We start from the raw sequence: 13,831 nt of genomic DNA on the forward strand, positions 1-13,831 counted from the left end.
CGCCGACCTACGAAATCGCGGTTGCAATGGCATGAGGTCCCCATCCCCGAAGCCCGCACCGCAGCAGGCACCCGGGACTCAGGGTAGTCGCGCAGTCCGGGAACCGTAACGAATTCGCCCCTCGATCAACGCCTCCCCGCCGGCTTCCCGCGTGGCTTGGGTTCGGTCAGGAGGGGGTGTGGGGGCGGACTCTGGGGGCCAGGAGGGCGCCGAGGAGGGAGATGGTGAGCATGATGGCGAAGATCAGGGTGAAGACGCCCGCGTCCTGGCCGGTGCCCTCGTGGAGTGCGGCGAAGATGGCGCCGGCCAGGCCGACCATGACGATCGTGCCGAGCGAGTCGGCGACCTGGAGCGATGAGGAGTTGGTGCCGGACTCCTCGGGTGTGGACAGGTCGAGGGTGAGCACGCTCACCGAGGAGACTGCCATGCCCATGCCCGCGCCGCCGAAGAACCAGCCCACGGTGACCGTGTACGGGGACATGCCCGGGATCAGGGCCAGCAGCGCCCCGCCGATCGCGATCGCCACGAACAGGAAGCCCAGTTGGACCAGGCGCGGCCGGCGCTCGTGTGGTGAGCGGCCCTGGTACCAGGAGCCGACCGCCCAGGACAACGCGCCCACGGTCAAGGTCAGTCCCGCCTGGGTCGGCGACAGGCCGTGTTCGCTGATCAGCATCAGTGGTACGAACGACTCGACCGCGAAGAAGGCACCGGCCAGCACGCCCCGGGACAGGATCACCGTCGGCAATCCGCGTACCGCGCGCAGCGTGCCCGCCGGCAGCAGCCGGGGTACCGTCACCGCCATCAGCGCCAAACCCGCGACCAGCAGCAACACGCCCACCACGCTCAGGTGTTGGCCGCCGTACTGCAACATGCCCGCGCCCACCGAGGCGCCGACCGCCGCGCCGATCCGGCGGCGGTTCATCCGCGCGTCCGGGTCGGGCTCGCTCGCCATCCGCTTGAGCTGCGGCAACATCATCACGATCGGCAGCGCCACGAGCACCGGGATGGCCAGGAACACCCAGCGCCAGCCCAGGTGATCGGTGACCAGGCCGGACACCGGCGGCCCGACGATCGAGGGCAGCACCCACGCCGCCGAGAACGCCGAGAACACGCGGGGGCGCAGCGCGGACGGGTACGCCTTGCCGACCACCACGTACAGCGACACGATCACGAGCCCGCCGCCGAGGCCCTGCACGGCCCGGCCCACGATGAACGGCCACATCGACTGCGCGGTGCCGGCCAACACGAGTCCGGCCGCGAACGCCCCGATCCCGCCGAACAGCGGCAGCCGGGGTCCACGCGCGTCACACCATTCGCCGGAGACCACCATGGCGAGCAGGCTCGTGGTGAAGAACGCGGAGAAGGCCAGGGCGTACAGCGGCACGCCGTCCAGTTCCTCGACCGCCACCGGCATCGCGGTGCCGACCGCCATCGCCTCGAAGGCGATCAGCAGGACGACCGACACGATCCCGAGGGTGAGGTGGAGATAGGGCCGGGTCAGTACACCGGGCTCCCCGTCGTCGGATTTCCCAACACTGCGTCGTGCGGACTTCGACTCTCCCAGGGCTGTCACCGAGACAGCCTAGACCCTGCCATATGGAAGTACTTATCAATACGATCCGCCCACCTCTCGGGCCGACCGGCGGGCACGGAACGCAGGCCCGGCAGGCAAGCGGAACGCCCGCCCGCCGGCCCGCGGAACGCACACGCCCTAGTCCAACACCACATCCCGAGGCCGCAGCGGCAATCGCGGCAGTTCCAACCCGGTCGCGTCCCGGACCGCCGCCGCGACCGCCGCCGGGACCGGCACGATCGCCGCGTCGCCCAGGCCCTTCGCGCCGAACGGCGCGCCCGGCTGCGGCTCCTCGATCCACGCGGCCACCCGCACCGGCGGCACGTCCCAGGTCCCCGGCGGCGTCCACGCCGACTCGATGTCCTCCATCAGCGCGAGCCCGACCCCCATCGCCACCGAGCTCTCCACCCGCACCCGGGCCTGCGCGGGGTCCAGCACCCGCCCCGCGTCGTATGCCCCGGTCACGTCCACCACCCGGATCGTGCCCAGCTCCGGATCCAGGTCGACCACCACCCGACACGCCGAGAAGGCCACCGCCGGATACGCGTTGCCCTGCCCCGCGTCGTCCAGCGGCTCGGTGCTCGGCGCCCGGCACGCGCCCGCCGTGGTCACCGTCGCGGTGTCCTGGTACATCACGTCCACCGACAGGTCGATCAAGCCGTCGTAGGACCTGATCCGCCCGTCCCGCACATCCAACAACCGCGCCGTCATCCCGTACCGCGCCGCCACCGGCGCCAACAACCGCTCGCGGATCTCCCGCGCGGCCTGTTCCACCGCCCCCGCCGTCAGCCACGTGTGTCGCCCCACCCCGGGCGCCCCCGCCGTCGGCAACGCGGTGCCCGCCTGGAGCACGATCGCGTCCGGCACGCCCAGCACCTCGTCCACGATCTGCCGGACCAGCGTCACGAAGCCCTGCCCGACCTCGACCGCCGCGCAGGTCACCGTCACCACGCCGCCGTCGAGCCGCACGGTCGCCGTCGAGGACTCGTCGGCCCCCTCGATCCCGAGCAACGGCATCAGCCCGACCGCGTACCCGGTCCCGCGCAACGTCCCGGGCGCCGGCGGCGCGGCCGGCGGTGCCGCCTCGGCCACCGCCCGCAGCGCGGCCCCCACCGGAACCGGCCCGTCCAGCACCTGACCCGTCGTCAACATCGTTCCGGAGCTGAGCGCGTTGCGCAGCCGCAGCTCCACCGGGTCCATCCCGAGCGCGTCCGCGAGCTTGTCCATCTGCGCCTCGTGCGCGAAGCACACCTGCACCGCGCCGGGCCCGCGCATCGCCCCCGCAGGCGGGTTGTTGGTGCGCACCGCCCACGCGTCGACCACCGCGTACGGCACCATGTACGGCCCGGCGGCGCACCCGATCAGCCGCCCGATCACCTCCGGCGAGACACCCGCGTACGCGCCGCCGTCCAGGATGATCTGCGCCTCCACCGCGAGCAGCCGACCGTCCCGGTCCGCCCGGTGGGTGTACTTCATCCGCGCCGCGTGCCGATGCCCGCCGACCCGCAACGACTCGTCCCGATCGAGCACCGCCTTGACCGGCCGCCCGGTGCGCAGCGCCAGCAGCCCGACCACCGCGGTCAGCCCGATGTCCTCGCGCGTGCCGGAGGAGCCGCCCGCGCCGGTGGGCATCAGCCGGACCATGCCGGCGGGCAGCCCCAGGCACTCGGCGACCTGGTCGCGGTCCGCGTGCGGGTACGGCGAGGCCACGTGCAGCTCGACCCCGCCGTCCGGCGAGGGCAGCGCGAGCGCGGCATCGGTGGCCGGGTTGGCCTGGTACTGCGCGGGCACCTCGTACAGCCCCTCGACCACCACCTCCTCCACCGGCGTGCCGTCCCGGCGCAGCTTGACCGGCCGGCCGTGGCGCAGCGCGATGTGCCGCAGCACGTTGCCGTCGGGATGCAACGGCGGCCCCGCGAAAGCGTGTTCGGGATCCGAGGCGATCTCCAGCGGCTGGTACGACACGAGCACCGCCGCGGCGCCGGCCCGCGCCGCCTGGAGGGTCTCGGCCGCCACCGCCGCGACCGCCTCGCCGGCGAAGCGCACCACGCCGTCCGCGAGCACCGGCCGGTCCGCCACGATCGCACCGTGGCACGCGCCCGGCGGCAGGTCCGCCGCGGTGACCACACCGCGCACCCCCGGCACGGTGTAGGCCGGGGCCGCGTCCACGCCCAGGATCCGCGCGTGTCGATGCGGCGAGCGCACCAGCACGCACCACAGCAGGCCCGGCGCCCACAGGTCGCCGGTGTAGGAGAAACGTCCCCGTGCCTTGGCGTCCCCGTCCGGACGCGGTGCGGACTCGCCGATCACCGGTTCACGCCGATCACTCGTTCTCGCCGATCACTCGTTGCCGCCGGCCGTCGGCGGCGCGATCACGTTGAACATCATCGTCGTGTGGGTCTCCCGCGGCGCCCGCCTGCGCGCCGCCGAGCGAACCGCGTCCACCATCGGATGCGGTCCGGCGCATCGGCACGGGTGTCCGTCCAGCGCGCGCCGGATCTCCACCTCGCCCGGCTCCGCCACATGGGCCAGCAGCGCGCACGCGGACGCGACCACTCCCGGCACGCAGTAGCCGCACTGGACCGCGCCGGACTCGACCAGCGCGCGCTGCACGTCGACGGTCTCCGGGTCGTTGTCCAGGTCCTCGATGGTGCGCACCTCGCGGTCGCCCAGGGTGGCCGCCGCGATCAGACAGGCGGACACCGCGACTCCGTCCAGGTGCACCGTGCAGGTCCCGCACACGCCCTGACCGCAGCCGTCCTTGGCACCGGGCAGGCCCAGCCGCTCGCGCAGCACGTACAGCAGGTTTTCGCCGATCCAGGCGTTCTCGATCAGCCGCGCCTCGCCGTTGACGCGCAGGACGTACGACGTCGTCGGGGTCGCGTCGGCGTCGAACCCGAGGCCGCTCATCCGCCGAACGCCCGTTGTACCGCGCGTCGCGCGCACACCGCGACCACGTGCCGCAGGTGGGCCCGGGCGGCGCGCTGTTCCGCCTCGGGTCGGACCTCGTCCGCGACCAACCGGCCGAAGTCGGCCGCGTCGCGCGCGTCCAGGAGCCGCCCCGTGTGCGCGTCCATCCGCCCCGCCAACCACTGTTCGGCCTCGAACGCGCGAACCGGGCCGGGGTGCGCCCCGCCGACCGCGCAGCGCACGTCGCCGACCACGGGGCCGGCCACCAGGGCCAGGGTCAGGTATCGCCCGCCGCCCACCGGCGCCTTGACGAACTCCTGTACGCCGCGCAGCAGCGGCACCCGCACGCCGGTGATCAACTCCCCCGGACGCAGCAGTTGTTCGGCGATCGCACCTTCCTTGGGCGCGAGCAGATGCGGGGCGACCTCACGCACTCCGCCCGGCGAACGGCACGACACGGTGGCCTCCAGGGCCGCGAGTACGGGCAGCGAGTCGGCGGCCGCGCCGCGGCTGAGGATGTTGCCGCCGAGAGTGCCCATCGCGCGCACCTGCGCGGTGCCCACCTCGTTGGCGGCGGCGGCCAGTGCGGGCACGAGCGAGGCCAGGTCGGCGTCCGCGAGCCGGGCCCAGGTGAGCCCGGCACCGAGCATGGCGAAGCCGTCCTCGTAACCCCACCGCCGCAGGTCGGCGACCTTCGCCAGACCCACCAGGGCCGGCGGTCGCACCGTTCCGGCGTTGACGCGGGGCATGAGGTCGGTCCCCCCGGCCACCGGCAGTGCCCGGGGATCGCGCGCGAGGGCCTCAACGGCCTCGTCGAGCGACAGCGGCATCAAGATCGTCGCGTCCACAGCGCCGCCCACCCTATTGCCACGCACCCCGCGAACGGACCGCTTGGACCGAGATTTGAGCCAACCCGAAACCCCACCCCGCCCGGAGGCCCACCAGGCCCCCACAGACCCACCCCGAAGCCGTAAAACCCCAGCCTCGAACCAAAACGAAACGGGTGGGCGAGTGGGTGAACACTCCCGAGCCGGCCAAGACGCGACGCAAGAGGCGCCGGCCAAAGCAACCGACGCCTCCGCAACCGTCAACGCACCCTCAGCGACTACTTGCCGCCGCTCTTGCCACCGCTCTTGTCCTTGTCCCCACCGGCCCCGCCGGCCGGCATCGTCTCGTAGATCTCCTTGCACATCGGGCAGACCGGGTACTTCTTCGGGTCGCGACCCGGTACCCAGACCTTCCCGCACAAAGCGATGACCGGGCTCCCGGACATCGCGCTTTCCATGATCTTGTCGCGCTGGACGTAGTGCGCGAAGCGCTCGTGGTCACCGTCGCCGTGGGAGAGCTTCGGCGTCTCCTCGATCAGCGTGCCGGTGCCCGTCCCGTGCTCCGGCTCCGGGAAGCTCTGGGGAGTGGTCATGCCCACCAGGATAGCCAGACACCGGCGGCGCCGAACGGCGCGTTGGATCGTGCCGGCGAGGCGCCCGCCCGAGGTCGGTCGGGGCGCCGGCCCGAGGTCAGTTCAGCGTCGGATCCTCCGGGTACGTGGCGACCATCGCCAACTCGCCCACCTGCCGCCGCAGTACCGCCCGCCACAGCCGATCCGGCGTGGGCGAGAACGCGTCGCCGGGCTCGGAGTCGACCACGTACCACGCGCCCGACTTGAGCTCGGTCTCCAACTGCCCCGGTCCCCAGCCCGCGTAGCCCGCGAAGACCCGCATCGAGCCGAAGTCGGCGGCGACCAGTTCCGGCGGCACGTCCAGGTCGACCAGACCCAGCCCGCCGTGCACCCGGCGCCAGCCCAGCGGCTCCGCGCCGCCCGGTACCGACGCGATGGCCAGCGCCGAGTCCATCGCGACCGGGCCGCCCTGGAACACCACCGGCGGCTCGCTGACGATCTTGGACCACGGCACGAGCACGTCGTTGACGTCCACCGGGCTGGGGCGGTTGATCACCACGCCCAGGGTGCCGTCCTCGTCGTGCTCCAGGAGGAAGACCACACACCGGTCGAAGTTGGGATCGGCCAGCGCGGGCGTGGCCACGAGCAGGCGTCCGGTGAGCGATACCTCGGTCATGCGCTCATGATCCCGCAACCGCCGGGTCGTGGTGCGCCACCCGGCGAGGAAGTCGCCCGGCCAGGAGCAGCGCGCAGGAGGTACCGAGCAGGTCGGCGACCACGTCCCACGGGTCGCCGCTGCGATGCGGGAGCACGAAGTGCTGGATCAATTCACTCTCCACCGCGTGTGCCGCGAGCGCCACACCCAGCACGGTCGGACCGATTCCGACACGCCGACCGGTCCAGGCAATGGCGGCGAACGAGAGAAAATGCACGATCTTGTCACGATGCGGAACTATCGGCGCCGGGTCGCCCGGGCTGCCCGGATTGAACAGGAGTACCAGGTTCACCAGCACCGCTCCCGCGAACGCCCAGTACGCAAGCTTGTTGGCGGCCATCCCAACCCTTCGTCCACGGGCCGAACGACCCTTTGTCCCGGGCCCTTCGGCGCCGCGAGCCGGCAACGGGAGCGGTGGGTGTCCGACTACCGTGTAGCGCTGTCGGCCCATCTCCCCTGTCGGCTTCGGTACCCACAGAAGTGCGAGGATTCATGCAAGACGACGTGCTCTTGGTTCACGGCGGTTCCCCGCTTGAGGGCGAGGTTCGCGTCAAGGGCGCCAAGAACCTGGTGCCGAAGGCGATGGTGGCGGCGCTTCTCGGCGAGGCGCCGAGCCGACTGCGCAACGTCCCGGAGATCAGCGACGTACGCATCGTCAAGGGCCTGCTGCAACTGCACGGTGTGGCGGTGCGCGAGGGCGACGAGCCGGGCGAGTTGCTGATGGACCCGACCCAGGTCGAGCAGGCCAACGTCGCGGACATCGACGCGCACGCGGGTTCGAGCCGGATCCCGATCCTGCTCTGCGGACCGCTGCTGCACCGACTGGGCCGCGCGTTCATCCCGGACCTGGGCGGCTGCATGATCGGCGACCGGCCGATCGACTTCCACCTGAGCGTGCTGCGCGAGTTCGGCGCGGTGATCACCAAGCGTCCCGAGGGTCTCTACATCGAGGCGCCCAACGGCCTCAAGGGCACCAAGGTGAGCCTGCCGTTCCCGAGCGTGGGCGCCACCGAGCAGGTGCTGCTCGCGGCGGTGCGCGCGGAGGGCACCACCGAGTTGTCCAACGCGGCGGTGGAGCCGGAGATCATAGACCTCATCTGCGTGCTCCAGAAGATGGGCGCGATCATCTCGGTGACCACCGACCGGGTGATCCGGATCACCGGCGTGTCCAAGCTCGGCGGTTACGACCACCGTGCCCTGCCGGACCGCCTGGAGGCCGCGTCCTGGGGCTGCGCGGCGCTGGCCACGCACGGCGACATCTACGTCCGCGGCGCCCGTCAACTGGACATGATGACCTTCCTGAACGTCTTCCGTCAGGTCGGCGGCGCGTTCTCGATCGACGACGAGGGCATCCGCTTCTGGCACCCGGGCGGCCCGCTGAACGCGATCGCGCTGGAGACCGACGTGCACCCGGGCTTCCAGACCGACTGGCAACAACCGCTGGTGGTCGCGCTGACCCAGGCCACCGGCCTGTCCATCGTGCACGAGACGGTCTACGAGCGGCGGCTGGGCTTCACCTCCGCGCTCAACCAGATGGGCGCCACGATCCAGCTCTACAGCGAGTGCCTGGGCGGCACGCCGTGCCGGTTCGGCCAGCGCAACTTCCAGCACTCCGCGGTCATCTCCGGCCCGGCCAAGCTGCACGCGACCGACCTGGAGATCCCGGACCTGCGCGCGGGCTTCTCGTACCTGATCGCCGCGCTGGCCGCCGAGGGCACCTCGCGGGTCACCGGCATCGATCTGATCGAGCGCGGCTACGAGGACTTCCAGGCCAAGCTTGAGGCCCTGGGCGCCCGCGTGGAGCTGCCGATGAGGGTCGCCGAGAGCGTCGCCTAAGCCGTTTCCCGGGCCTCCGCGGGCCCCAGTGCCCTCTTCCCGGGGCCACAGGGGCCCGAGGAGGCCCGCAAACGGCCCCGGTGGGCCCGACGACGCCGGAAGGGCGGCTTCCCCGAGGGGAAGCCGCCCTTCCGGTTTTCTACCGGGGCGCTACGGACTTACTTGCCCGAGGCCGCGGCCTTGAGCTTCGAGCCCGCCGAAACCTTGACGCCGAAGCCGGCCGGGATGTCGATCGGGTCGCCGGTCTGCGGGTTCCGCGCGGTGCGGGCGGCGCGGTGGGTGCGCTCGAAGGTGAGGAAGCCCGGGATGGAGACCTTCTCGTCACCCTTGGCGACGATCTCGCCGACGACGTCGGCGAGCGCGCTCAGTACGGCATCCGCGTCCTTGCGGGTCACGTCGGCGCGCTCCGCGAGGGCGGCCACCAGCTCACTGCGGTTCATGTGTCACTCCCGTGTCTTGCTGACCTCCGCCGACGACCACGGAACGTGGTCGCAAACGTGGTTCAGTCCAACTCGCTGTTCTTGCCCCGGGGACGAATCCTGCACTCATCCATGCCCGGAAGCTAATCAAGGACACGCCAAATCACTGGGAAAGCCCCGTGATTTCGCGGTTCCGGCAGATTACGGGGCCGTTAGGGGGCCCCTGCAACCGGGATACGTACGGACAGTACGACGATCATCCCGCAGGGTTCTGACGCTCCGCCAACACCGCGTCCCGCACCGCCGCGGCCACCACGGCGGACACCTCCGGGTGGAAAACACTCGGAATGATGTAGTTCGGGTTGACTTCGTCGTCGGAGACCACCGACGCCAGCGCCCGCGCGGCGGCGAGCAGCATGTCGTTGGTGATGTGCCGGCTCTGCGCGTCCACCAGACCGCGGAAGACACCCGGAAAGACCAGCACGTTGTTGATCTGGTTGGGGAAGTCGCTGCGGCCGGTGGCGACCACCGCGGCGTGCTCCAGGGCCGTCGCCGGATCCACCTCGGGATCCGGGTTGGCCAGCGCGAACACGATCGAGTCCGGCGCCATCGCGGCGATGTCGGTGCCGGCGAGTACGTTCGGCGCCGACACCCCGACGAAGACGTCCGCGCCGACCACGGCCTCCTTGAGCGTGCCGGTGAGGCCCTGCTCGTTGGTGTGCTCCGCGATCCAGCGCAGGTCCTCGCCCATGTCGGTGCGACCGGTGTGCACGACGCCTTGGACGTCCGCGACCACCACGTGGCCGGCGCCCGCGGACAGGAGCAGCTTGAGGATCGCCGTGCCCGCCGCGCCCGCGCCGGACATGACAATGCGCACATCCTCGATCTTCTTGCCGACCACCCGCAGCGCGTTGGTGAGCGCGGCGAGCACCACGATCGCGGTGCCGTGCTGGTCGTCGTGGAAGACCGGAATGTCCAGCGTCTCGCGCAGCCGGCGCTCGATCTCGAAGCAGCGCGGCGCGGAGATGTCCTCCAGGTTGATCCCGGCGAAGCCCGGGGCCATCACCTGGACGGCCCGCACGATCTCGTCCGGGTCCTGGGTGTCCAGGCAGATCGGCCACGCGTCGATCCCGGCGAAGCGCTTGAACAGGGCCGCCTTGCCCTCCATCACCGGCAGCGCGGCCTTGGGGCCGATGTTGCCCAGGCCGAGCACCGCGGAGCCGTCGGTGACCACGGCGACGGTGTTGCGCTTGATGGTCAGCCGGCGCGCGTCGTCCGGATTCTCCGCGATCGCCATGCACACCCGCGCCACGCCCGGGGTGTAGATCATCGAGAGGTCGTCACGGTTGCGGATCGGATGCTTGGACTGCATCTCGATCTTGCCGCCGAGGTGCATCAGGAAGGTTCGGTCCGAGACCTTGCCGAGGCTGACGCCCTCGATCTCCCGGACCGCCTCCACGAGCCGGTCGGCGTGCTCCGTCGAGGTCGCGGCGATCGTGACGTCGATCCGCAGGCGCTCGTGGCCGGACGCGGTGACGTCGAGCGCGGTGATCGACCCCCCGGCGGATTCGACCGTGTTGGTGAGTCGACTGACCGATCGGCCCCCCGCGGGGACCTCCAGTCGAGCCGTGATCGAGTACGAGGCGCTGGGCGCTGCGGGCATGAACTCTTTCTCCTCCGATCGCTGCGGCACCCCGTCTGCCACGGCGCCGCATCGCTCCCGATGGTCTCACTTCGTGGACACGAGCGGGTCCGCGGGCCGTCCCGGGCGCCCGCCTTACCCGGGCCGGGCGCCGCCGCAAACTGTGATCCTCGTCCTTCGCCGTTCATTCCGGCGCCGGGCGGCCGGTCGGTTACGCTGTTTTACGACACCGGCTCGATCCAAGCCCCCGGGCCCAACCATTAGTCCCTACGAGGGACCACTTGCCGAGAGGCGAGCATTGGCGGGTCGGTGTCCTCGACATCACACCGGCGGCCCCCAGGGGCCGCCGGTTTCGTATGCGCGGCCTCGTCCCGCCGACACCCCCACGACGCCCGACGCGCCTCGCGCCGCTCACCGGCCGCGGTCCGGCGCTCGTCGGCGAGTCGGCCGCGGTGACGCTCATGCCGCGCGCGTTCGCCCGAGGCCGAGGCCGAGGCCGCTCGCGGCCGAGAGCACGGCGCCCAGGGCGATCCACGCGCCGAGCACCACGAGGTGCCCGCCGGCGCCGTTGCCGTCGAAGAAGGCGGTCGAGCGCAGCAGGTTGCCGCCCGCGCCGGGCGGCAACAGTCGGCCGAGCGTGCCCCACGGCTGGGGGAGCAGTTCCGGTGCGCTCGTCGCGCCCGACAGCGGATTGCCGATCAGGAACATGGTGACCGCGCCGAGCACGATGCCCGGCCTGCCCAGCACCGCGGCCAGGCCGATGATCGGCAGGTTGACCGCGAGCAGCAGCAGCGCCACGGCACCGGCGTCGACCGCGTAGGGGCCCGACAGCGCACCGACCCACCCCTGGAGCAATCCCGTGGCCGCGAGCCCGCCCAGCGCGGCGAACAGCGCCGCTCCCGCGAGTCGCAGCCGCAGCCGGGGCACGAACAGGGTCAGGAAGATCCCGCTGAACATCCCGGTCATCACGAGCGGCAGCACCGCGCCGCCCAGGCCCGCGCCGCGCGGATCGTCCGCGGGAGCCGGTACGACGTCGACCACGGGTACCGGCCGGCCCTCGTGCACCGCGGCCACATATCGCGGCAGCGACTGCGCCACCGTGGCGCTCGCGGCGGAGGCGGTCAGCAGGCGCGGTCCGGCCGGGCCGAGCACGATCGCGCCGTAGTCCCGGCGATCCTCGATCCGGGCCCGCGCCGCCGCCTCGTCGGCCACCGCGTGCACCGTGAACGCGCCCGGATGCGCGCGTTCGAGGCGATCGGCCAGCGCGCTCGCCTCGGCCGGCGCACCCGCCACGGCGATCGGCAGGTCCCGCGGCTCGCTGCGGGCGCCCGGCCACGCGAAGAGCGTCACCATCAGCAGTTGCAGAACCACGAGCCCCACCGCGACCGCGGCCGCGATCCGCACCGGCGACGTCGGTCGCGCGCTCCGCGGCGCCGTCTCGGGGCCCGACCCCGATTCCGCGGGCGCCATCTCTTCGGCCGTTCCCGGAGTCCGCTCCTCCGAGGCGTTGTACGGCATGGCGACTCCACGCTCCCTCGCGCACGATCCCCGATCGGGATCCGGGCAATTCATCGATCGATGAATCCGATCCTGAGCGCGCGCCGGCGTACTGTCAAGACGAATGTTCGTTTTATTATCGAGCCATGCCCAAGGTCAGCCAGGAACACCTCGACGCCCGCCACCGCCAGATCCTGGAGGCCGCGCGGCGCTGCTTCGCGCGCAACGGTTTCCACCGCACGTCGATGCCCGACGTCTTCGCCGAGGCCGGGCTGTCCGCGGGCGCGGTCTATCGCTACTTCAAGGGCAAGGACGAACTGATCGCCGCCTGCTGCACCGACGCACTACAGGCGGTGGCCGCGGCGCTACCGGACCCGCACACGCTGGCGCAAGGGGACGTCGGACCGCCCCCGCTCGCGGCGACTCTGGATCGGCTCGTCGACGCCGTCGTCGAACTCGACGGCCAGGAGGGCATCGGCCGAGTGGCGATCCAGGTCTGGGGCGAGGCCATCCGCGACCCGCGACTGAGGACGCACGTGCGGACCGAGTACGACGCCGTACTCGATCGCCTCGTCGCGGTCTGCGCGCTCTACCTCGACGCCGGCGCACTGCCCCCGACCGTGGATCCCAAGGTCGTCGCACTGGCCGTGATGGCACTGCTCCAGGGCTTCACGATCCAGCGCACGGTGTTGGGCCACACCTCGGAGGCCGACTTCAAGGCGGGCATCCGCGCGCTGCTCGGCGCGCGCGACGACATGTGACACACGCGAGAAGGCCCGGTGTGCGAGCACACCGGGCCTTCTCGTCAACAGGGGTGGAGGTGGCGGGAATTGAACCCGCGTCCTACGGTGCGGAACCAGAGCTTCTCCGAGCGCAGTCCACAACGATTTTCTCGGCCCCGGTGTTCACGTGGACAAGACACCGACGGGCCCAGTTACTGTTTTTTGTCCCGCACGACCCCGTAACCGGGTCTTGCGGTGGAGTCCCCTAGATTATGCCAGGGTCCGGGGCGGGGACGCACCCGGTCTGACACCTTCGGATACTCGCTTAGGCAGCGAGGGCGAAGGAATCGCGCTTGGTATCGGCGATTATTTGTTTGCGACAGGTGGTTAACGAGATCATTGTCGCTTCCTCGGCTCGCTTCCTCTGCTTCGACAGCCGCAGTCGAAACCGATCACCCCCTATTGAGTTTTCAAGCAACCACCGAGGCTCCGAGGAACCCTGGTGCCCTGCTCGACGGCCCGAACCGCCACACTTGCTCGGCCCGAACCAGCCACATCGTACGGTCCAACGTCGGACCGGTCCACTTCATTCCCGGCGCGTCATCCTCGACGGCCGCGCACGTACTTCGACATCACGCGTTCCGTCTCGCGCCGGTCCTGCTGTTCGCGCAGGGTCTGTCGTTTGTCGTAGTTCTTCTTGCCCTTGGCCAGCGCCAGTTCGAGTTTGGCCCGACCGTCCTTGAAGTACAGGCTCAGCGGCACGAGGGTGTGACCGGTTTCCTGGGTCGCCTGGACCAGTTTCTCGATCTCGTGGCGGTGCAGCAGCAGCTTGCGCTTGCGCCGCGCCGCGTGGTTCGTCCACGTGCCCTGCGAGTACTCCGAGATGTGCACGTTGTGCAGCCACACCTCGCCGCCGTCGATGCTCGCGTAGCCGTCCACCAGGGACGCCTTGCCGGCTCGCAACGACTTGACCTCGGTGCCGGTCAGGACGAGGCCGACTTCGAGGGTGTCCTCGATGAGGTAGTCGTGCCGCGCCTTCTTGTTCTGCGCGATGAGCTTGCGCCCGGTCTCTTTCGCCATGATCCCTGCATTCTCGCGCATGGCCGCAAGCTCATTAC

The 13,831-nt window shown here is 71.1% G+C and carries 13 protein-coding genes and 1 other RNA gene; 2 read left to right on the forward strand and 12 right to left on the reverse strand.

Annotated features, from left to right (window positions below; all coding sequences use genetic code 11):
• Positions 1–166: 166 nt before the first annotated feature.
• The 7 genes from ACIBSV_RS16315 to ACIBSV_RS16345 all read right to left on the reverse strand — a co-directional run bounded on the left by ACIBSV_RS16315 (position 167) and on the right by ACIBSV_RS16345 (position 6,937).
• Positions 167–1,573, reverse strand: coding sequence for an MFS transporter (locus tag ACIBSV_RS16315; protein WP_395863371.1), 1,407 nt, complete (start codon positions 1,571–1,573; stop codon positions 167–169).
• A 138-nt stretch (positions 1,574–1,711) separates the two neighbouring features.
• On the reverse strand, positions 1,712–3,883 hold the full coding sequence (locus ACIBSV_RS16320; RefSeq protein ID WP_395863372.1) for a xanthine dehydrogenase family protein molybdopterin-binding subunit: 2,172 nt from the start codon (positions 3,881–3,883) through the stop codon (positions 1,712–1,714).
• A 30-nt stretch (positions 3,884–3,913) separates the two neighbouring features.
• Positions 3,914–4,483, reverse strand: coding sequence for a (2Fe-2S)-binding protein (locus ACIBSV_RS16325; protein WP_395863374.1), 570 nt, complete (start codon positions 4,481–4,483; stop codon positions 3,914–3,916).
• Entirely contained in the window at positions 4,480–5,313 is an 834-nt protein-coding gene (locus tag ACIBSV_RS16330) for an FAD binding domain-containing protein (RefSeq protein WP_395863483.1), read from the reverse strand. Before ACIBSV_RS16330 ends, ACIBSV_RS16325 begins: the two co-directional genes overlap by 4 nt.
• Positions 5,314–5,588: 275 nt before the next feature.
• Positions 5,589–5,903 carry a DUF3039 domain-containing protein gene (locus ACIBSV_RS16335; RefSeq protein WP_395863376.1) on the reverse strand — a complete coding sequence of 105 codons (315 nt, stop codon included), beginning with the start codon at positions 5,901–5,903 and terminating at the stop codon, positions 5,589–5,591.
• 97 nt (positions 5,904–6,000) lie between these two features.
• Positions 6,001–6,558 (reverse strand): YqgE/AlgH family protein, encoded by a 558-nt coding sequence (locus tag ACIBSV_RS16340; protein ID WP_395863378.1) that lies wholly within the window; start codon positions 6,556–6,558, stop codon positions 6,001–6,003.
• A 4-nt stretch (positions 6,559–6,562) separates the two neighbouring features.
• Positions 6,563–6,937: a hypothetical protein gene (locus ACIBSV_RS16345; RefSeq protein WP_395863380.1), complete on the reverse strand. Its 375-nt coding sequence runs from the start codon at positions 6,935–6,937 to the stop codon at positions 6,563–6,565.
• A gap of 152 nt (positions 6,938–7,089) precedes the next feature.
• Between ACIBSV_RS16345 and murA the strand changes: the two genes are divergently transcribed.
• Positions 7,090–8,433 carry a UDP-N-acetylglucosamine 1-carboxyvinyltransferase gene (gene murA / locus ACIBSV_RS16350; protein ID WP_395863382.1) on the forward strand — a complete coding sequence of 448 codons (1,344 nt, stop codon included), beginning with the start codon at positions 7,090–7,092 and terminating at the stop codon, positions 8,431–8,433.
• 158 nt (positions 8,434–8,591) lie between these two features.
• Here murA and ACIBSV_RS16355 read toward each other — a convergent pair whose 3' ends face one another.
• From ACIBSV_RS16355 to ACIBSV_RS16365, 3 genes are all read right to left on the reverse strand, one after another.
• On the reverse strand, positions 8,592–8,873 hold the full coding sequence (locus ACIBSV_RS16355; protein ID WP_355539945.1) for an HU family DNA-binding protein: 282 nt from the start codon (positions 8,871–8,873) through the stop codon (positions 8,592–8,594).
• A gap of 235 nt (positions 8,874–9,108) precedes the next feature.
• Positions 9,109–10,515, reverse strand: coding sequence for an NAD-dependent malic enzyme (locus ACIBSV_RS16360; protein WP_395863383.1), 1,407 nt, complete (start codon positions 10,513–10,515; stop codon positions 9,109–9,111).
• 438 nt (positions 10,516–10,953) lie between these two features.
• Positions 10,954–12,012 (reverse strand): ABC transporter permease, encoded by a 1,059-nt coding sequence (locus ACIBSV_RS16365; RefSeq protein ID WP_395863385.1) that lies wholly within the window; start codon positions 12,010–12,012, stop codon positions 10,954–10,956.
• A gap of 125 nt (positions 12,013–12,137) precedes the next feature.
• Here ACIBSV_RS16365 and ACIBSV_RS16370 point away from each other — a divergent pair, with 125 nt between their 5' ends.
• Positions 12,138–12,752 carry a TetR/AcrR family transcriptional regulator gene (locus ACIBSV_RS16370; RefSeq protein WP_395863387.1) on the forward strand — a complete coding sequence of 205 codons (615 nt, stop codon included), beginning with the start codon at positions 12,138–12,140 and terminating at the stop codon, positions 12,750–12,752.
• 51 nt (positions 12,753–12,803) lie between these two features.
• Here ACIBSV_RS16370 and ssrA read toward each other — a convergent pair.
• Both ssrA and smpB read right to left on the reverse strand, forming a co-directional pair.
• Positions 12,804–13,173, reverse strand: a transfer-messenger RNA (tmRNA) gene (ssrA, locus tag ACIBSV_RS16375).
• A 140-nt stretch (positions 13,174–13,313) separates the two neighbouring features.
• Entirely contained in the window at positions 13,314–13,793 is a 480-nt protein-coding gene (gene smpB / locus ACIBSV_RS16380) for an SsrA-binding protein SmpB (RefSeq protein ID WP_395863485.1), read from the reverse strand.
• Between the last annotated feature and the right edge of the window lie 38 nt (positions 13,794–13,831).

The organism is Embleya sp. NPDC050154 (genome assembly GCF_044460165.1).
GTDB lineage: Bacteria > Actinomycetota > Actinomycetes > Streptomycetales > Streptomycetaceae > Embleya.